Source organism: Deltaproteobacteria bacterium (assembly GCA_016235345.1).
Lineage (GTDB): Bacteria > Desulfobacterota > Desulfobacteria > Desulfobacterales > Desulfatibacillaceae > JACRLG01.
The window spans coordinates 345,629-364,995 of sequence record JACRLG010000028.1 but is presented as its reverse complement, the minus strand read 5'-3'; the positions used below and the strand labels follow the sequence as shown (position 1 = coordinate 364,995).

The following is a 19,367-nucleotide window of genomic DNA, read 5'->3' as shown; positions in this document are numbered from 1 at the left end:
AGCGGACGAAAAAAAAGAGGACGCCCCTTTACGGAAGGCGTCCTCCTGACCCGATAACCCTTGAGGGGAGGTGCGGGTTATTGGGGAAGGGCGTTTATGATGGATTCGGGCCTGAGATGCTCCAGGCACACGTAGCGCGCGCCCATGTGGTCGGCGATTTCTCGCGCCATGTCCATCACGCCCGGATGCTTTTCCTCGGTGTCCAGAACCAGGGAGTTGATGCGCCTGTCCTTTTTGATGGAACGGGCCAGCGAAAAGACCTCCTCGTGAAAGGCCAGGGCGGGCGCTCCGGGAAGCGCTCCCCGGCGATTCATGCCCACGTTGGCCTTGCCGTCCGTAACCAATACCAGTGATGGCCACAAGGCTCCCGCGCCCCGAAGGGACTTTTCCGCCACCTTGCGGCCAAGCGCCATGCCGGAGGCCAAGGGCGTGGCCCCGCCGGTGGGCAGCTCCTTCAGCTTGCGCTCCGCAAGCACCACGCTCTTGGTTGGCGGAAGCAAAAGCTCCGCACCACGGGCCTTGAAGGCCACCAGGGCCGCCGCGCTCCTGTCCTTGTAGGCGCGGTCCAGGAGCCGGAGGATGGCGGCCTTGGCCTGGCTCATGAGCTTCGTGCCCATGGACCCGGAAGCGTCCACCACGAAGACGAAGAGCCTGCCGGTCTTGTGGGTGCGGATTTTGCTGCGGTAGTCTTCGGGAAGAATGGGCACGCAGTTGGGGCCGGGCGGCCTTCTGCGGATGAAGGGGGCGGCGGCCCGAAGCGTTGCATCAAGGGCTATGTCGCTGCTGTCCTGCCAGGTGGTGGCCCGGACGTACCGGCCCCTCTTGCAGTTGGTGCGGGAGGCCTGCAAGCGCCCCTTTTCGCGCCTTGGGTCGGTCCGTATCCTGGCCTTCTTCTCGGACGCCCCCGGATCAGCCGATTGTGTGGGGTCGTAGACCTCGCCCGCGTTGTCGTAGGCTCCGGGTTTCAGCTTCACCTCACCCGTGGGGGGGGATTTGTCCGGCGGGTTCTGCTTGTATTTGCGCTCGGCGGTTTCCGCGTTTGGGTCAGGAGTCAGAAGTTTTTTTTTGTTCCGGCACAGGGAGTCGTTTCCGGCAAGAAGGGAATCCACCATATTCATGTCAGCCGGAATCTCGTCGAACGGAAGCCTTCTCATGCGGTGATAAAGGGCGAACTTGGCGGCTTTGGCCACGTCGTCCATGTTCACCATGCGCCTTCCGCAAAAGGCCGCGTGGGTCTTGGAGGTCTTTAAGATGACGAGGTCCGCCCGGTGGCCGTCAACCCCCATGCGCACGCAAAGATCGGTGATGGCCCGAACTATGTCGTCGCCGCATTTGACCTTGGGCAGGAGCTTCCGTGCGTTTGCGATGCGCTTTTTGAGCGCCATCTCGTCCTTTTCCCAGCGGGCGCGGAAACGCACCGGGTCGGCCTCGAAGGCCTCGAAGCGGCGCAAAAGCTCGTCCCGGTGCGCCAAATCCTCTATGCCCTTCACCGAAACGCAGAGCCCGAAGCGGTCCAGGAGTTGGGGCCGAAGGTCGCCCTCCTCCGGGTTCATGGTGCCCACAAGTATGAACCGGGCCGGATGGGTGAAGCTCACTCCCTCGCGTTCCATTACGTTGACGCCCATTGCGGCGCTGTCTAAAAGTATGTCCACGATGTGATCATCCAGAAGGTTCACCTCGTCAACATAGAGGATGCCCCGGTTGGCGGCGGCAAGAAGGCCCGGCTCGAAGCGCTTCTGGCCGGTTTTGAGGGCGTGCTCCATGTCCAGCGCCCCGGCCACGCGATCCTCGGTGGCGTTTATGGGAAGCTCCACAACCTTGGTGCGCCGCTGCTGAATGGGAATGGGACCGGCCAGGGACTTTTCCCGGCAGGACGGGCAGAGCTTGTCGGTGGAGTGCGGGTCGCAACTGAACGGGCAGTCGGCGGCCACGTCGATTTCCGGCAGAAGGAGGCCAAGGGCCCGGACCACCGTGCTTTTCCCGGTGCCCTTCTCGCCCCTTATCAGCATTCCGCCGATAAGGGGGTTGATGGCGTTAAGGAGAAGCCCGGTAAGCATCATCTCCTGGCCCACGAAGGCCGAAAATGGGTATGTGTGGGTCATGGCAACCTCTCTTTATCCCTATCAGCCTGTCTAAAAACGCGAATTGCTTTGTCGTGCTTCAAAGCCAATTCCGTCACGTACTTTCAGTACGCTTACTCATTGGCTTTTCGCACTCCTTGCACTTCATCGTTTTTATCCAGGCTTCGTATCCAGCCTTTTTCAACTGGCTGCTATGCGACCATTATCCGGGCGGAGGGAGGATTTGGCGTAACGCGCCCTCCCTGCCCTGATCGCATTGAAAATTGAAACTGTAACATCATACTCTCAAACCGCAGCCGGGGCCGTTGAAAAAACCGGCTTGCCGTTGCGCTTCTTTTTTCCGGCCCTGGCCTCGGCCAGGGCGGCCTTGGGCAAAAGGCGCTCCTCGGCCAGAAGCTCGCGTATTCCCCTGATGATGATGTCCGGCTCGTCGTCCTGGAGAAAATGCCCGGCTGTGGGAATCTTGAGGCTTGGGGCATGGTTGGGCAGAAGCTCCTCGAACTTTTCGATGAACCAGGGCACGAACACGGGGTCCTTCATGCCCCAGATGACGCGGGTGCGCACGTCCCAGCCCTCGAGCTTCTTTTCGGTGTCACGCAAAAGCCCCCAGGCCCCGGTGTACGGCCCCATGGGCACCTGGCGCACGGATTTCATTATGGCGAGCCGGTCCTCGACGCGCTGGAAGGGGTATTTGTAGCCAAGCATGGCCTTTTTGTGCATCATTTTGGCGGTGTTGTAGGTGCCAAGGCGCATTCCGGCTTCCAGGAACACGTTCCAGTCCATTGCCATTTTCTTGCCCAGCACCGGAATCTTGTAGCTCCACAGGTACGGGAAGGCCCAGGCCCCCAGGCAGCGTGCGAACTCCAGGGGCGAGCGGGGGAGGAACCCGGTGGTGTTCATGGGAATGAGGCGCGAAAATTTTTCCTTGTTCCGGGCCGCGTATGAAAGGCCGATTATGCCGCCCCAGTCCTGGCAGATGAGGGTAACTTTCTCAAGTCCCAGTTTTTCCACGAAAATTCCAAGGCGGCGGATGTGGGCCTCCATGGAGTAATCAGCGCCTGCGGGCTTGTCCGAAAGGCCGTAGCCCAGGTGGTCCGGGGCTATGCAGCGATAATCTTTTTTGAGGTCCTTTATGAAGTGGCGGTAGAGAAAGCTCCAGGTTGGGTTGCCGTGGAGCATGAGGAGGACCTCGCCCTCTCCCTCGTCCACGTAGCTCATGCGGTTGCCCTCGACTTCCATGCTTTTGAACTCAACCGGAAAGTCGTCGATGTCTTTAAGTTTTATGGGGAAGACGTTCTTGTATTCAAGGTCCAGCACCTTGCGGAGCACGCCCGCCGAGACCCTTACCATGGCGTCGCGCACGGGGTGCTGCCTTTCCACCACCTTTGGTTCGGCCCCAAGGCCCTTGTAACGGGTGATGCTGTAATCCGGGGCCGGGTTTTCCTCGGGCTGGCGGTTTTCCTGGGGCTTCAAGACCTGGTAAACGATCCTCTGTATGGCCTTTTCCGGAAGGGTGTAGCCGCCGATAAGGCGGTGATAGCGTTCTTCCACGTCAATCGCGCGCTCGCGCACCTTGGCGCTTGGGGCAAGTTCCCTGGAGGCGTAAACCACCCCGCCCACGAGCTTCTTGCAGAAATAGTGGCAACGCTCGGCCCTGGCCTGGAGAAAGGGGTCTTTCGAGTGGCGCATGGTCTCGTAACCCTGAAGCATCACGTCCATTACGGAAAGGACCGTGGGCCCGTTGTTTTCCATGAGCTTCTTGTGGGCGAGGTCGAAGTACTTCTGGATTTCGCCGTACTTGAAGGTGGGGTGGATGAGGCCGTTGTCGCTCCAGAGCATGGTGTCCTCGGCCCCGAAGTTCTCGTGGATGCGCCCGTCCTCGGTGAGCCTTTCGTAAAGCATGGTGCCGGGGCAGGGCCGAAGGGGAGACACCTGATACAGGTCGGGCTTCAAGGAGACGAAAAAGTCCAGGTCCTCTATGATGTTTTCGTGATTGTGGAAATCAAGGCCGATGATGTTGGACCCAATGATCAAAATTCCGTACTTGTGGAGTTCGTCGAAGACCTCCTTCACGTCCCGGCCTATGCGTTTGGTAAAGTTGTGGCTTTCGGTTATCTGGTCGGAAAACTTGGACTCGACTCCTATCCAGATCACCCCTACGCCGCATCTGGCCAGCTCCTCCACGGTGTATTGGGAGATGGACCTTATGCTGCCGAAGCAGAACATGTTCACCTTGCCGATGAGATTCTCCTTCTGGAGAAGCTCGCCTAAGCGAAGCACGTAGTCGCGGTCTATGAGGAAATCCTCGTCCCAGATCATGTTGAAAAGGGCGGGCATCCCCTTCATTCTGGCGGTGGCGGTTTTTAAGGACGCGCAGGCCTCTTCCGGCGGGCAGGCCGTGATTTTCTTGAACTTGAAAAAATGCGAGGTGTTGCAGAACTCGCAGGCGTTGGGGCAACCAAGGGCCACCAGGGTTGAACTCAAGGGGAGCCGCAGAAAATATTCCGCGCCCCGAAGGCTGGACTCGAAAACCGGCTGGCGCACCTGGCTTATGGGGGCGTTGGCGTCCTGGCCCAGAAGCTTGCGGAAAAAGCCCACGCCCTCCTCGAAGCACACGAAATCTGCGTTTTCCTTTAAATATGCCGACGCCCCGCCGGTATCCCGGGGGTAGACGTTGAAAACGTGGTTCACGCCGTAGCCGCCAAGCACGATCTTGGTCTTGGGTGCGACTTCCTTTGCGATTTTAACCATCTTGGCGATGGGAACCAGATAGACGGATTTCACCTGGATTGCGAAATAATCGTATCCCTTCTTAAGCTCCCGGCGCAGAACCTTTTCGGTGGGCCATTCCAGGATTGTGGTGTCGGCGTCGATGTTTTCCGCTATCAGGAAAAGGGCGAAGGACGGAAAATAGCTCCTCAGGGTGAAGGCCCCCTGGTTGCGGGTGAGACGGGCCGCAAACAGGTCGTTTATATCCTCGCCCCAACCTGTCTGGTAGGGTCCCATCGAGCTTGACATGAGCACTTTCTTCATGGCCATCCTCCAAAGGTTGATAAAATTTTACATAAGTAAAAATTTTGAGGCCGAAACGCCCGATCCGTCCCTGAGCGGAGCGGTTTTCCATGCCGCCATTCCGGCTAAAGGGGCGTCATTTCTTTCCCAACATCCAGATTGCAATGGCGAAAAGAACGCAGGCGAAGATTTTCTTGAAGCTTAAGGCCGAAACCTCGCCCAGAAAACGCGCCCCGAACTGTGCGCCTATTATTCCGCCAAGGCCCAGGAGAATGCCCGCCCGGAAGTCGATCCCGGCCTCGCCCCCCCTGGAATGGGCCATGAGGGCCGAGCAGGCTATCATCAGAATGGCCACGAAACTTGTGCCCACGGCCTCCTGGGGCGAGTAGCCCAGGGCCAGAAGGAGCGGGACCATCAGGAAGCCGCCGCCCAAGCCCGTGAATGAGGCCCCGGCCCCCACCATGACGCCCATCCCGCAAAGCCCGGCCAAAAGAGCATATTCCTGTACCATTCCCGCCCCCTTCCGGCGCTGGACCAAGAGCCCGTTTTTCAGGATGACCGGCTCAAAGGATTCTGTTTCATCGCGTTTCATCGCCGTTCATCCCAAAGAGGTTGTTCCGGTTCCGCCCCGTGGCGGACTTGCCTGCTTCAAATACCGGAAAAAGTGAGGTCGAATGGTTGGGAAAGGAACCGGAATCATTTTCTGGCTCAACTTTAACCGCAAAATTCGCCCCCGTCGTCCGGGCTTATAAGTTTGTCTGGCATTTATAGGCCGAACAGATAAGATTACACATGTGCGAACAGGCACATTATTACCCAAAGTGGTTCATTTGCGCCCAGTGCCGCCCACTTTGCCCCGTTTTGGTTCCAAATGACCCACTTGGCCCGACAAAAATAATATTTGGTACCACCATGTCAAAGATCGAGTATTGACACTGCCATTCATCAAGACGAAATTTGTCGGACGGAGCTTTTTTCGCGGGGAAAAATCTGGTATCGTCTTTTCCGGGACTTATCGGACCCGAACCTAACAACCTGTTGAAAGACACCAGTCATGCAGGCTGATGAAAAACGATGAGCCGCAAGGCGTGCGAAAAGCCAATGAGTCAAGCGTACTAAAAGTACGTGACGGAATTGGCTTTGATGCACAACACAGCGGATCGCGTTTTTCGACAGCCTGCTAACCGGCAGACGCGGAAAAAAACATGTTAGAGCTTGTGGCAAGCGTGTTTCAGAGTTTCAGGGTGGCGGACCTGTTCGATATCCTGTTCATCGCGGTTCTCATCTACGCCATCTGGATGTGGTTTTCAGTCACCACCAGCCGCTTCGTGCTCATGGGCATAGCGCTCATGGGGATCATCTATCTTTTAAGCCGGTCCTTTCAGATGTACCTCACGGCCCTGGTGCTCCAGGGTTTTTTCACCGTTCTGGTGGTGGCGATGGTGGTGATCTTCCAGGAGGAGATACGCCGCTTCTTCGAGCGCATAGCCACCTGGAAGGGCTTTTCCGACATAAGGGAAAACCAGGGCGCAGACTCGTCCATCCAGGCCATCTGCCAGACTGCGGCAAGGCTCGCCGGGCGGCGCATCGGTGCGCTTCTGGTGATCCAGGGCCGGGACCCCATAGGAAGGCATTTGTCCGGCGGGGCACCCCTTTCGGGGGAAGTAAGCGAGGCGATACTCGAAAGCATCTTCGACCCGCACTCGGTGGGCCACGACGGGGCCGTCATAATCGACAGGGGCCGCATAAGCCGCTTCGCCTGCCAGCTCCCCCTTTCCTCCCGCGCCAGGGACTTCGGCCTGATGGGCCTTAGGCACACCGCCGCCCTGGGCCTTTCGGAGGTCTGCGACGCCCTGTGCGTGGTGGTTTCCGAGGAGCGCGGGTGCATATCCATCGCCCGTGACGGAAGCATTGAGCGATTGGATGACCCAAACCAACTGGCCGACATCCTGGAAAGCTACTGCGCCGACCTGGTTCCCAGGAAAAAGCGCAAGAGGCTCACCGGCTGGTTCCAGGAGCGTTTCCGGGAAAAGGCCGCAGCCCTTGCCCTTGCGATGGTCCTGTGGCTGGTGTTCGGGCTCCAGAGGGACGTGGTCAGCCGTGAATTCGTTTTCCCCATCGAATACAGGAACCTGGCCTCCGACTGGGTGATCGAGTCCTCCTCGTCCACCGAGGCCCAGGTCTATCTTTCCGGGCCCCGCCAGGCCTTCGCGCTCCTTGATTCCTCGGACCTCAAAATTTCCATGGACTTGGCGGACATACGCGAGGGCGAGCAGAAGCTGGTGCTGTCAAAAAGCCTGATGAAAATACCCACGAGCCTTTCCATCGAAAACATAAAGCCGGGCTCGCTCACCCTTTCGGCCTTTCGCTTGCGGCCCACCAAGGTTCCGGTGGACGTGGACCTTACCGGCAAGCTGCCCAGGGGCTACCGGCTGGTATCGGCCAGGGCCATGCCCGCCGAGGTCACGGTGCTGGCCCCCAAAAAGGGGAAAAAGCGGTCCAAGATCGCCACCGCGCCCATCGATCTTTCCCGCATCAGCACGACCACCGTTCTCGAACCGGCCTTGCAGGTTCCGGCGGACCTTCGCTTTTCCGGCGGCAAGGCCCCGGTTGTGATGGTCACCATAAGGGTTAAGAAGGAGGATTGATTCCGGCTCCGATCCGCGCCGCCCCAATTTCCAATGCTTTCCGGCAGGGGCTTTACGATTGAAGAATACATCGGGACGTGATAAATACTGATTATGAGGAAAGCCGAAGGAAATTATTCCTCGCCAAGCCAGGAGGCATCCATGCAGCCCATAGAAATTGAAACACACATAGGCCAAAACGGCGTCATTTGCCTCCCGGAGGAATTTCATCACGCCTTTGGCAAGCACGCCCGGCTGCTTGTCTATTTGCCGAAAGAGGCCGACCCGGCCAGGGAAAAACGTAGTCCGGGCAGCGCCAAGGGGATTCTCCGGGTGGTCTCGGAAGATGCCGGACACCTGGACGATTTCAAGGATTACATGTAATGAATCTGTTGCTTGATACGCATACTCTCCTGTGGTTTATTCTCGATGATCCCAGATTGAGCGCCAATGCAAAAGAAACTGTCATCTCCACGGACGGGCCTGTGTTTATAAGTCCCGCAAGCTTTTGGGAAACGGCCATCAAGATTAGCTTGGGAAAATACGCCCTGCCGGTCCCTTTTAAGGATTTCTGGGAAGAACAGTTGACCGCCAACGATTTTTCACTGTTGCCGATTTCAATGGCCCACTGTGCACGAGTGGCAATCCTGCCATTTTATCACCGCGACCCGTTTGATCGCCTGATTATTGCCCAGGCGCTGGCGGACGACATCGCCATAGTGGGCAAGGACAACATGTTCGATAGTTACGGCGTAAAAAGAATATGGTGAAGGTCCCCGGAAAGCCCCTGTTCCGTTTCAAGCGTTCGCCTGTAAAACAATTGTAAAAGCCCCTTTCCCCGCTCCCCAACACGGCTAATTCTGGTAATCAGGCCCTTTAACCAAGCGCGAGAACGCGAAACCCGGCGCAGGGCGTCCACTGCAGCCAGCCTGCGACCGTCTTTTATGGTGACACCATCGGAAAGGGTCTTTCCACATGCTTCAATTTCTTCCAGCAACCCTTAGGGGCTGCATCCTGGTGCTGCTCTATTTTTTCAACACCCTGTGGTGTTTTCTGGCCATACTCATCGTCTCGTTTTTGAAGATGATAATTCCGGTCACCGGGTGGCGGGACCTTTGCACGGTGGTCCTGAAATGGCTGGCGGAAAGATGGGTGGGCATAAACGCCCTGTCCACGCGCCTCGTGAACCGCGTGACCTGGGACGTGGAGGGCCTTTCCGGCCTTGAAAACAACCGCTGGTACCTGGTGGTCTCGAACCACCAGTCATGGACGGACATCCTGGTCCTGCAGACCATCTTCTACAAAAAGATTCCCTTCCTGAAGTTTTTCCTCAAAAAGGAGCTGATCTGGGTCCCGCTTCTGGGTTTTGCGTGGTGGGCCCTGGATTTTCCCTTCATGAAGCGCTATTCGGCCTCTTTTTTGAAGAAAAATCCGCACCTTGCAGGGAAAGACCTGGAAACCACCCGCAAGGCCTGCATGAAGTTCAAAAAAATCCCCGTTTCCATCATGAATTTCGTGGAAGGCACCCGCTTCACCCCGGAAAAGCACAGGAGGCAGGAATCCCCCCACGCGGGCCTTCTGCGGCCCAAGGCGGGCGGGGTGGCCTTCGTGCTGGGCGCAATGGGCGAGCACCTGGACGCCCTGGTCAACGTCACCATAGCTTACCCGCACGGCAAAAAGAGCTTCTGGGATTTCATGTGCGGCAGGGTTGACCTGATACGGGTGAAGGTTTCCACAATCCCGGTGAACGGGCGGATGACGGGGGATTATTTCAACGACGAAGCCTTCCGGGAGAGCTTCCAGGTGTGGCTGAACGACCTGTGGAATGAAAAGGACCGCGAGCTTTCGGCCCTGTTGGGGGGGTGACCTTCTTCCTTTGGATGGGAAGCCTGGATATCAATTTGAACTTGGGCGATGAAGCGCTAAGGTTGGCGAAAAGCCAAGAGTCACGCGTACTAAATGTACGTGACGGAATTGGCTTTGAAGCCTGACACAGCGATTCGCGTTTTTAGACGGGCGGCTACATTGGAATGAGGAAGCCCGTGCGCTTAATATGCTCGGCGTATTTCGGGTCATGGGCCGCCAGGGCGGCCTCCTCCAGCCGGGCGCGGTAAGCCAGAAGACCTGCGTGGATGAGGAACACGGCGAAAAGCGCCGGGGAGAAGCGGGAGAGCACCAGCCCCGCCGCCATTAAGAGGTGGCTGGTGTACATGGGGTGCCGTATGTACGCGTAAGGCCCGGAAAACACGATTTCCTTCACCTGCACGAAAACGGCGAAACTTTTGCGCAAGTGATAAAGGCTGAAAATATTGAGGAAAAGCCCGCAAAGTACCAGGACGCAGGCCAAAATCATCACCTGCCAGCGGGCCGAGGCCGGAATGGGGTTATTGAGGGCGAAGGCCGGGAAAATGGCCGGAAGCCCGCTGTAGGCCACGTAAAAAAAAGTCGCGGCAAAGGGGATGATGAGCTCCTTCAGGTTCTCCGGGCCCCTTTGGGGCTTTCCGGCCCTTATCAGGAAAACCCCCACCATAATGTTGAAAATCACCAGGAGCATCTCTGAGGACAGGCTGTAACCGGCCACCCATACCCTTGTCCAGTCCCTTCCCCACCAACCGATCACCGAATGCCACCACCCGTTTTTATAGATCGTGTAAAGGCCCCTGGCCGCCATTATGGCAAAATATAGGGAAAACAGGTACTTTTCCACGTAATGGGCGGCAGTGCCCGCTTTTTCGGATATTTTCACGGCGATGTCTTTCAATAGTTCAATGAACCCATCAACCCGCCCAAAAAAACAGCCCCCGACAGCCTGCATAAATTCTGAAAGATGAATAATACCCGGTGATCGGGCGTGAATACAAGCCCAAAGACTGACATATCACGGAGAATGGTTGGGGCGCGCAACAAAAAAAGCCCGCCTTCCGGCATGAAACCGGTCGGCGGGCCTTCGTTGTTTCACGTCAAAACGGTGATCAGCCCTGGGCGGGAGAGGGCTTCACCTCTATCTCCACCCTGCGGTTGGACGCCCGCCCGGCCTCGGTGTTGTTGTCGGCAACCGGCACGCTCTCGCCGTAGCCTATGGAGGTGATGCGGCCCGCCACCACGCCCTCGCCGATGAGGAAGTTCTTCACCACGCCCGCCCTCGACTCGGAGAGCTTCAGGTTGTAGTCGTCGGAGCCCACCGAGTCGGTGTGGCCCTTCACGATCATGCTGGTGTCCGGGTACTTCACCATTACTTCGGCGATCTGCTTCAAGGTGGCCTGTGAAGCAGGGACCAGGGTGGAGGAGTTCGTTGCGAACAGGATGGAATCCTTCATGGTCACGACAATCCTGTCAGGCGCGGTCTGCTCTACCTGGGTGTTGGGTATCTGGGCCAGCTCCTTGGCCTGTTTGTCCATGTTGTACCCCACGGCCGTTCCCACCGCCGCCCCTGCCGCCGCCCCGATCACTGCGCCCTTGCCCATTTCCCCCTGGGTGGAGCCGATGATGGCCCCGAGAACCGCTCCGGTTCCGGCTCCGACAGCCGCGCCCTTGCCTGTTTTTTCGTACTTGCCCCCGCTTGCGCAACCGACGGCGAGAAAGGCGAGGACCACAAGGGCAACGATTCCGCGAATCATTCTTTTGGACATTTCAGACCTCCTTGAATTTTTGATTTTCTGTTTGCCACATTTATAAAAATAAGACCGGAACATCCATTCGTCAATGAACGGAATTTCAATCCGAGTGTAATTCCCGTCACAGAAGAGTCGAAAAAGCCGCCGCCCGTTCCGCCGGGGTATGAAACGAATCACCCTGGCTGCGCCGCTTTGGGGGTCTGCGGAAAATTCCCGGCTTCAAATTTCCAAAAAGGGACTCAAGGCCGGTCATAAAGATAAAGGCCCGCAAAAAAATATGGGGAGGAATCAGGGAGCGTCCGAGCCTTTCGCTCCTTTCGGGAAAACCAGGACGGCAAAAATTCGGAGGCGTTAATGAAACCCAAAGATGTCAAAAACCACGGCCCCAAGGAAAATTTCCTCGACGAACTCATAAAAACCGCCGATAAAATAATGAACCGGGCCGAGATGGGCAACCGCGTTTCCAACCTTTCCCCTCCCGAATTCAGTTCGTTCCGGGACAAAATCCTGCGAGGTGAAAGAGCGGAGCCCCCGGTTCCCGCAGGCAGGCGCACCGTCAACAGGCTCGCGCACATGGTGGGGGATGACGCCTTTACGGTCATCGAAAAAAACCTCCCGCAGATGGAAAAAATCGTTCCGGGCATAGTGGAAAGGGTTTCACAAAGCCGCGAACCATTGTATACTGGTTACTGAATCGGAAAGATGGGGCGCGACAACCCGGCCCTGTTTGAAGGAAACAACGAAGCTCTTCCCTTGGCCTACAAGGACGCAATGCCTTTGGCATGGCCTGATCGAGCGTCTGTCAAGCCTTCGGCGCAGCCTGCCGTAAAGCCGCCTTCGGTTGTGGCAGGGCCGGGCAGCCCGCCCCAGAAGGCCGTTTTGCCAAAAATGGCCGAGCCGACCTCCAAACCGGCCGTGGCCAAGGGCGCGACGGCTCCCGGGGCCGGAGTGCAGGCCCCAAAAGCCCCTGCCGCCCACGTAAAGCCAAAGGCGGTTGCGGCGCAGCCGACGGTCAAGGGGCGAACGGTCTTTAGGGACATCACGCCCGTTGAGGGAAAAAAAATCACAGCCGAAGCGGCAAACTGGGTAGGCACCCCATATGTCTCACCCGGCGCGAAATGCAAAAAGGGCGCGGACTGCTCAGGCTCCACCTGGGCCATTTACGGCGATGCGGGTTTTCCGCTTGAGCGTCTGAGCTCTTACGATTTTCCCAAGAGCAAATATCTAAGGAAACTCAAACCCGGCGAGAAGCCCCAGGCCGGCGACATCGGCCAGTGGCCGGGGCATGTTTTGATATATGATCCTGCTCTTGGTGTTGAAAGAGTCAATAAGGGAAAAGGTCATGTTGCGGAATATGAAAGAGCGTGGACGGCCCATAATCCCAAAACCAAGTATGGTCCAGAGAGCATACGTTCATGGGTGAAATCAAAGGGGCCTGTGACATGGCTGCGGTACCAGGTTCCGGTTTCGCCGTAAAATACTGAAACGAAAAATTGCCGGCAGGGAGGCCTCATGAAAAACAATCTTGGGCATATGGCATTACAGGTGTGTGTCGTTTTTGCATTCATCATATTTTTTGCCTATCCCGTCGTACCGCTCCATCCAGAGGACAAAAGCCCTGCCGGGCCGGAACCGGCAACCGTGATCAATGGCGATTCCTGGGTTGGGGACAAGGGCAGGGCCGATCCCAATGAACTTGTGACGGATTTTTGCGAGATGCAGTTTACGGGCGTGGGCTCTTACAGGATAAATATCGTAAAATACACACCCAAGGCCGCAAAGAGGGAGATTGCTAACGATCCGTATGACATCGGTTTCAATTATTCATGGGAATCCGATCCCGTAACCATTGTGGAGTCATACCGCATTGCCGACATAAGCATAAGCGGGAGCAAGGGGACCGCAACCGTGGTCTACAAAAGGCTTGCAAGGCTTGGGCCTTCCGTAACGGACGAGTCCAGGTGCCGGACGCTTGAAAAAGATTTCCTGGAAAGGGATATTGTCACCCTCACCTTGAGGCGAGTCAAAGGAATGTGGTGGATCATGGACCCGCCTCCGCCAAGGGTCTCGAAAGAGGGTGTCATGGCCCGTTTAGGGGAACTTGAAGGAATATTGAAGGGCCAGGCTCATGACGATTGGCCCGCAAGGCAGTGGCGGTATTACGGCTGCATAGTAAAAACCCTGAATTTCCTGAAGGGGCTTGGGGGAAAGGGGGAAGGCGCTCAGGCTCCCTGACAGGGGGATACCTCATGGCCTCCCCCTTCCCGGCCCGGAAGCAAATTTTACGCGAACCTCACCAATACGTCGCCGGTCTCCACCGCCTGGCCGGGCTTCACCATGACGGATTCAACCTCTGCGTCGCGGGGGGAGGGCACGCCGGACTCCATTTTCATGGATTCCATCACAACGAGGTCCTGGCCCCGGAACACCCGGTCGCCGGGCTTCACCAATACGTCCACGATGAGCCCCGGCATGGGGCTTGAAAGGACGTTCGCGTCCTTTTCGGCGGAAGGCTCCGGCATGTAGTGCAGAAGCTCCCACTCGCGGGGGCTGTAAATCTCGAAATCGCGGGAGACTCCCGAATAGGATATCCAGTAGAAGTTGTCCACGGCCCGGATAAGGAAACGCCTCACCTCGGTGTCTATGGTGAGCCGGAGCCTCCTCCGGAAAAACTCGAACTCAGGGGTCACCACCTTGTACTGGCGGTCGTTCACGCCCACGGTCCAGGTTCTGAGGGCCACGGTTTCCGGCGAGAGCTTCACGGTGTATGACGCGCCCTCCGAGTCGCGCACCATGTAGAGAACCTGCTTTTCCGTCTTGTGCACCGCGCCCACGTGGGTCTGCATGGGCTTTAGGGACATGCGCACCATGGCCTGCCTGTTGTGGAAGGTGATCACCGAGGCCAGGGCCATGTAGTTCAGAATTTCCTGCTCCACGGCGGGGCGGCAGGAAGGGTCTTCCATACATTCGGAGATGAAGCTCGTGGTGAGATCGCCCTTCATAAAGACAGGGTGGTTTATGATGGCGTTGACATAGGCCGCGTTGGTGGCGAAGCCTTCTATGTGGTAGCCGTTTAAGGCGTTGGTGAGGTTTTTCAGGGCGTCCTTGCGCGTATTGCCTCTACAGATGACCTTGGCCAGCATGGAATCGTAGAAAACCCCCACCCGGCTTCCGGCCCTGACCCCGGTATCCACCCGGACGTCCCTGCCCCATGGCTCCGCGTAGCGGGTTATCATGCCGCTTGAGGGCATGAAGTGCCTTTCCGGGTCTTCCGAGCATATGCGGGCCTCGATGGACCAGCCCCGGCAGGGGATGTCCTGCTGTTTCAGGGTGAGGCGCTGGCCCGCCGCTATCCTTATCTGCTGCTCAACGAGATCAAGGCCGGTCACCATCTCGGTTACGGGATGCTCCACCTGAAGCCTGGTGTTCATTTCCAGAAAAAAGAATTTGCCCGAAGAATCGAGGATATACTCCACCGTCCCGGCGTTTTCGTAGCGGGCCTCTTTGGCCAGGGCCACCGCGCATTCGCCCATCTGCGCCCGCAGGGTGGAGTCCACGGCGAAGGAGGGGGATTCCTCTATGATCTTCTGGTGCCTGCGCTGGACCGAGCATTCCCTTTCCGGCATGTAGACGGTGTTTCCCATGCAGTCGGCCAGGACCTGGACCTCTATGTGCCGGGGCCTTGTGACGAAATGCTCCAGAAAGACACGGTCGTCGCCGAAGGCCTTACGGGCTTCGGCCTGGGATGAGGACAGGCAGGAGGCCATTTCGTCCGGCGCGAAAACCACCCTCATGCCCTTGCCGCCGCCGCCCGCAGCAGGCTTTATGATGACCGGGTAGCCGATGGCCTCCGCCTCGGAAAGGGCCTTGTCAAGGTCGCACAGGGCCTCGTCGCAACCCCTTATCACGGGCATCCCGGCGGCCACGGCCAGCCTCTTGGCGGCGATCTTGTCGCCCATGACCGCTATTGCTTCCGCAGAGGGGCCTATGAAGGTCAGCCCCGCCTCCACCACCTTGCGGCAGAAGGCCGGGTTTTCCGATAAAAAGCCGTAACCCGGATGCACCGCCTCGCAATGGGTGAGGATGGCGGCGTTTATGATCTTTTCCATGTCGAGGTAGGACTGGGAGGCCTGGGCCTTCCCGATGAAGACCGTCTCGTCGGCCTCCTCCACGTGGAGGCTCCGGCTGTCGGCCTCGGAATAGACTGCAACCGCGCCTATGCCCAGCCTCCGGCAGGTCTTGATGATGCGAACGGCTATTTCGCCGCGATTTGCGATCAGTATCTTGGAAAACACCGCTCACCTCACAGGGGTATGTTGCCGTGCTTGCGGGAAGCCCTGTCCACCTTCTTCCCCTCCAGGAACTGAAGGGAGCGGATGAGCCTGTGGCGCGTGTCACGGGGAAAGATCACGTCGTCAATGTAGCCCCGGCGCGCGGCCAGGAAGGGGTTCATGAAGGTCTTGCGGTATTCCTCCATGCGGAAGGCCAGAACCTCGTCCGGCTGAACGCTTTTTTCGATTTCCTTCCGGTGGATGACCTCCGCCGCGCCCCTTGAACCCATGACCGCTATCTCGGCGGAGGGCCAGGCGTAGTTGATGTCGCCGTGGATGTGCTTGGAGTTCATCACGATGTAGGCCCCGCCGTAAGCCTTGCGCACGATGACCGTTATGCGGGGCACCGTGGCCTCGATAAAGGCGTAGAGGAGCTTGGCCCCGTGGCGGATTATGCCGCCGTGCTCCTGCTCCGGCCCCGGCATGAAGCCCGGAACGTCCACGAGGCAGATGAGCGGTATGTTGAAGGCGTCGCAGAAGCGCACGAAACGGGCCGCCTTACAAGATGCGTCGCTGTCCAGAACCCCGGCAAGAACCGCAGGCTGGTTGGCCACAAGGCCAATGGTCTGGCCGCCAAGCCTTCCGAAGCCGCAGATGATGTTCCGGGCGAAACCCGCGTGGACCTCCAGAAACTCGGCGGCGTCCAGAATGCTGGTAATAAGGACGTTCATGTCGTAGGTCTGGTTCGGGTTGGCCGGGACGAGGTAATCCAGGGCCGGGTCGTAGCGGTCGGGCGGATCCTGGAGGTCCAGGATGGGGGCCTTCTGGCGGTTGTTGGAGGGAAGGTAGTTGATGAGCCTTCTCACGCCCCTCAAGCAGAGGATGTCGTTTCCCACAACGAAATGGGCCACGCCCGATTCCTGCCCGTGGACCGTCGCGCCGCCAAGCTCCTCGCTCGTTATGTCCTTGTGGATGATGGTTTTCACCACGTTGGGGCCGGTGACGAACATGTAGGATGTGTTTTCCACCATGAAGGTGAAGTCCGTCATGGATGGGCTGTAGACCGCTCCGCCCGCGCAGGGCCCCATTATGCAGCTTATCTGGGGCACCACGCCGCTTGCCTCCACGTTCCTGTGGAAGATTTCGCCGTAGGCCGCAAGGGCGTCCACGCCCTCCTGGATGCGCGCCCCGCCCGAATCGTTCATGCCGATTATGGGGGCACCCACCCGGACCGCAAGGTCCATGACCTTGGCTATCTTCTGGGAATGGGCCTCGCCAAGGGAGCCGCCTATTACGGTGAAGTCCTGGCTGAAGATGAAGACCTCGCGGCCGTCAACGGTGCCGTGGCCCGTCACCACGCCGTCGCCCGGATAGGACTTGTCCTTCCCAAGGGCGCTTTCGCCGCGCCCCTTTTTGAGCATGTCGATTTCCTCGAAGGAGCCCTCGTCCAGCAAAAGCCTTATCCGCTCCCTGGCCGAAAGCTTCCCCTTCCCGTGCTGGGCTTCCACAAGGGCCGCCCCGCCTCCAACGTGGGCGTCCCTGCGCATTTCCTCCAGGGTCGCCATATTGTCGTTCAATTTCTCGCCCATAACCTGCGCCTGCCGCCTGAGGGTTTCCGTGGTCTCGCCATAAAGTTTTATTTCATACTATCGGAAAAAAAATGACGCAACAGGAAATCGGCCTTCTGCGGGGCAAGCGCATATGTAAGTTTTACGTGAAGGACGTTGGAAACGTGGGTGGCGGGCGGGAGGCCCGCGCTTCCGAAAAAACTTTCTTCGGATAAAATTACAAATTTGGTATTTTAAATTTATTTGCTACATTTTTGTTGGATGACTTACGACCACCCGCGTCCGAATCAGCCATAAAAAATCAATAAATCCGGTATGATGAGTTTTATGACACGATGCGGCACGCTACTTGCTTTTTAATGAGCCGGGACCGACCCGGAAAAGGAGAAAGACCATGATCAAGATAGAGGCCGTAATCAGGCCGCAGAAACTGGAGGATGTAAAGGACCACCTGGGAAAATCAGGCATCCGCGCCCTCACCATACTTGAAGCCACCGACTACAAGGAAAACCGTGGGGACGCCTCGGCCACCTACAGGGGCGCTGGGGTGAGCCACGATTCGGTGAGGATGCTCCTGGTGCGCTTTTTCGTTGCTGACGAAGATGTGGAGGACGCGGTGGAGACCCTTCTTGGGGCCGCCATGACCGGGACGGGCAGGGACGGGGAAATCTCGGTGACACACGTGAATCGGCTGGTGGACATCACCACGGGCGAAACAATCACCCGCGCGCCGGATTAGGAATCGCTCATGGAAACCGTGAAAATCGTCACCGACAGCGGGGCCAACATTCCAACCGAAGTGGCGGAAACACTGGGCATAGAGGTGATTCCATTCACCCTGACCTTAAACGCCCGGCGCTTCTTGGAAGGGGCGGACGCGACCATGGAAAACTTCTACAAGCGCCGGGAACTCTACCACTCCATGACCTGGGAAAGCCCGGCCTACCACGATTACGCCCTTGTATACATGCGCCTTGTGAAGGAAAACCGGAAGATACTTTTCATCCACTCGAGCCCGGCCCTTTCCCCCATCCACGGGACGGCCCTTGCGGTTCACGGGGATTTCCGGGCCTCCCACGGGGCAAAGGCCGTGATCCTGGATTCGGGAACCTGGGGCATGGGCCTGACTCTCACGGTGACCGCCCTGGCCCGCGCCGCCAAAACCGGCCTTCCCCTTTACCGCCTCATCGCCCTTGCCGTTACGCTAAAGAAGGAGGTGGGCTACGTAATGGGGGTGAAGAGCACGAAACTCCTGGCCGAGGCTTACCGCCCGCGCGGCCTTGGGGCCCTTACGTCCAAGGCCGCGTTTTTCGCCTTCGACAAAAACGGGGTCTTGGGGCCTTTCAAGGATATCCAGGCAAAAAAGGGCCGGATGGTGCTGGACCTGGTGAAGCACGTGCAATCGGCGGTGGGGGACGAACCCGTAATCATGGGGGTGGAGGGAACGGACAGCGAGCGGCTCTACGGGCCTCTTTCCGGGATGCTTGCGGAGTGCTTCAACTGCGGAACATGGTACGCGGCCCTGGCCCGGCCATCGCTTTACCTTGGCTTCTGCCCGGAATTCTTCGCCCTGGCCTATGTCAGGCAAAAGGCTCTCGACCCCTTCACTGAAAGCATACCGGCGGATCAGGAAGCCTGAAAAACAGGAAGCCCGGAGGCCGTGACCGCCCCATGCGGGCAAAAACGGCGTCCGGGCTTTTAAGGCCATAACTGACCGGCTTGTCAGGAAAAATCACTGCTTGGCGGGTTCGTCGTCGTCCCCTTCGTCTTCATCCTCGTCTTCCTCGTCATCGCCCTCTTCGTCGTCATCTTCCTCGTCATCGTCGTCATCGTAGTCGTCATCTTCATCGTCTTCGTCTTCCTCGTACTCCTCCTCGTCGCCGTATTCCTCGTCGAACTCCTCGACGATTTCCTTCACGACGTTCTTGGGCGCGAAACGGTAGGAATCCAGAAGATTGACGTCTATGACCACGAAGCCGTCCTCAAGATCCACCACAACGAGCTCGTACTCCCAGGCTTCCTCTTTCAGCTCGTCCACGAAGGACTGCTTTATCACCTTGCGGTCGGCGAGGATTTTGAGATTGTTGCGTGAAATGCGGAACCGGCCCCGCTCCTTGCCGCCGAACGCGGTCTCGTAAATGTCGGAAAGCATGATTGCTACGTCCGCCGCTGTTTTCATGGCGCTTCTCCTTGG

General features: G+C 57.9%; 17 protein-coding genes. 9 read left to right on the top strand and 8 right to left on the bottom strand.

The features are described from left to right. Positions 1-77: 77 nt before the first annotated feature. The 3 genes from HZB23_15270 to HZB23_15260 form a co-directional block, all read right to left on the bottom strand. Positions 78-2,102: a magnesium chelatase subunit D family protein gene (locus HZB23_15270; GenBank protein ID MBI5846019.1), complete on the bottom strand. Its 2,025-nt coding sequence runs from the start codon at positions 2,100-2,102 to the stop codon at positions 78-80. A 264-nt stretch (positions 2,103-2,366) separates the two neighbouring features. Then, entirely contained in the window at positions 2,367-5,114 is a 2,748-nt protein-coding gene (locus HZB23_15265; GenBank protein ID MBI5846018.1) for an alpha/beta fold hydrolase, read from the bottom strand. Between the two features lie 115 nt (positions 5,115-5,229). Beyond that, positions 5,230-5,604, bottom strand: coding sequence for a sulfite exporter TauE/SafE family protein (locus HZB23_15260; GenBank protein MBI5846017.1), 375 nt, complete (start codon positions 5,602-5,604; stop codon positions 5,230-5,232). Between the two features lie 694 nt (positions 5,605-6,298). On the opposite strand from HZB23_15260, the gene HZB23_15255 reads away from it, so the two are divergent. The 4 genes from HZB23_15255 to HZB23_15240 all read left to right on the top strand — a co-directional run bounded on the left by HZB23_15255 (position 6,299) and on the right by HZB23_15240 (position 9,586). Further along, on the top strand, positions 6,299-7,741 hold the full coding sequence (locus HZB23_15255; GenBank protein ID MBI5846016.1) for a DNA integrity scanning protein DisA nucleotide-binding domain protein: 1,443 nt from the start codon (positions 6,299-6,301) through the stop codon (positions 7,739-7,741). A gap of 141 nt (positions 7,742-7,882) precedes the next feature. Continuing rightward, the gene (locus HZB23_15250; GenBank protein MBI5846015.1) at positions 7,883-8,104 is read left to right on the top strand and encodes a hypothetical protein; all 222 of its coding nucleotides are present in this window, start codon (positions 7,883-7,885) and stop codon (positions 8,102-8,104) included. Next, the gene (locus HZB23_15245; GenBank protein ID MBI5846014.1) at positions 8,104-8,490 is read left to right on the top strand and encodes a type II toxin-antitoxin system VapC family toxin; all 387 of its coding nucleotides are present in this window, start codon (positions 8,104-8,106) and stop codon (positions 8,488-8,490) included. The genes HZB23_15250 and HZB23_15245 overlap by 1 nt, the downstream gene beginning before the upstream one ends. 205 nt (positions 8,491-8,695) lie before the next feature. Then, positions 8,696-9,586, top strand: a complete 891-nt coding sequence (locus tag HZB23_15240) for an acyltransferase (GenBank protein ID MBI5846013.1) — start codon at positions 8,696-8,698, stop codon at positions 9,584-9,586. Positions 9,587-9,740: 154 nt separating this feature from the next. Here the strand turns inward: HZB23_15240 and HZB23_15235 are convergent, their stop codons facing one another. Together HZB23_15235 and HZB23_15230 are read right to left on the bottom strand one after the other, a co-directional pair. Continuing rightward, positions 9,741-10,466, bottom strand: a complete 726-nt coding sequence (locus HZB23_15235) for a hypothetical protein (protein ID MBI5846012.1) — start codon at positions 10,464-10,466, stop codon at positions 9,741-9,743. A gap of 226 nt (positions 10,467-10,692) precedes the next feature. Then, a complete protein-coding gene (locus HZB23_15230; GenBank protein MBI5846011.1) occupies positions 10,693-11,349 on the bottom strand; it encodes an OmpA family protein in 657 nt (218 codons plus the stop codon). A 339-nt stretch (positions 11,350-11,688) separates the two neighbouring features. Between HZB23_15230 and HZB23_15225 the strand changes: the two genes are divergently transcribed. From HZB23_15225 to HZB23_15215, 3 genes are all read left to right on the top strand, one after another. Then, complete coding sequence (locus HZB23_15225) at positions 11,689-12,027, top strand: hypothetical protein (protein ID MBI5846010.1); 339 nt, start codon at positions 11,689-11,691, stop codon at positions 12,025-12,027. 195 nt (positions 12,028-12,222) lie between these two features. Further along, entirely contained in the window at positions 12,223-12,810 is a 588-nt protein-coding gene (locus HZB23_15220) for a C40 family peptidase (GenBank protein ID MBI5846009.1), read from the top strand. A 165-nt stretch (positions 12,811-12,975) separates the two neighbouring features. Continuing rightward, the gene (locus HZB23_15215; protein MBI5846008.1) at positions 12,976-13,569 is read left to right on the top strand and encodes a hypothetical protein; all 594 of its coding nucleotides are present in this window, start codon (positions 12,976-12,978) and stop codon (positions 13,567-13,569) included. 47 nt (positions 13,570-13,616) lie between these two features. On the opposite strand, the gene HZB23_15210 is transcribed toward HZB23_15215, so the two are convergent. Continuing rightward, complete coding sequence (locus HZB23_15210) at positions 13,617-15,629, bottom strand: acetyl-CoA carboxylase biotin carboxylase subunit (protein MBI5846007.1); 2,013 nt, start codon at positions 15,627-15,629, stop codon at positions 13,617-13,619. 8 nt (positions 15,630-15,637) lie between these two features. Next, complete coding sequence (locus HZB23_15205; protein ID MBI5846006.1) at positions 15,638-17,194, bottom strand: acyl-CoA carboxylase subunit beta; 1,557 nt, start codon at positions 17,192-17,194, stop codon at positions 15,638-15,640. Between the two features lie 373 nt (positions 17,195-17,567). Here HZB23_15205 and HZB23_15200 point away from each other — a divergent pair, with 373 nt between their 5' ends. Continuing rightward, positions 17,568-17,912 carry a P-II family nitrogen regulator gene (locus HZB23_15200; protein MBI5846005.1) on the top strand — a complete coding sequence of 115 codons (345 nt, stop codon included), beginning with the start codon at positions 17,568-17,570 and terminating at the stop codon, positions 17,910-17,912. A 9-nt stretch (positions 17,913-17,921) separates the two neighbouring features. Further along, a complete protein-coding gene (locus HZB23_15195) occupies positions 17,922-18,812 on the top strand; it encodes a DegV family protein (GenBank protein ID MBI5846004.1) in 891 nt (296 codons plus the stop codon). A 93-nt stretch (positions 18,813-18,905) separates the two neighbouring features. On the opposite strand, the gene HZB23_15190 is transcribed toward HZB23_15195, so the two are convergent. Further along, a complete protein-coding gene (locus tag HZB23_15190) occupies positions 18,906-19,352 on the bottom strand; it encodes a hypothetical protein (protein ID MBI5846003.1) in 447 nt (148 codons plus the stop codon). Positions 19,353-19,367 lie beyond the last annotated feature (15 nt).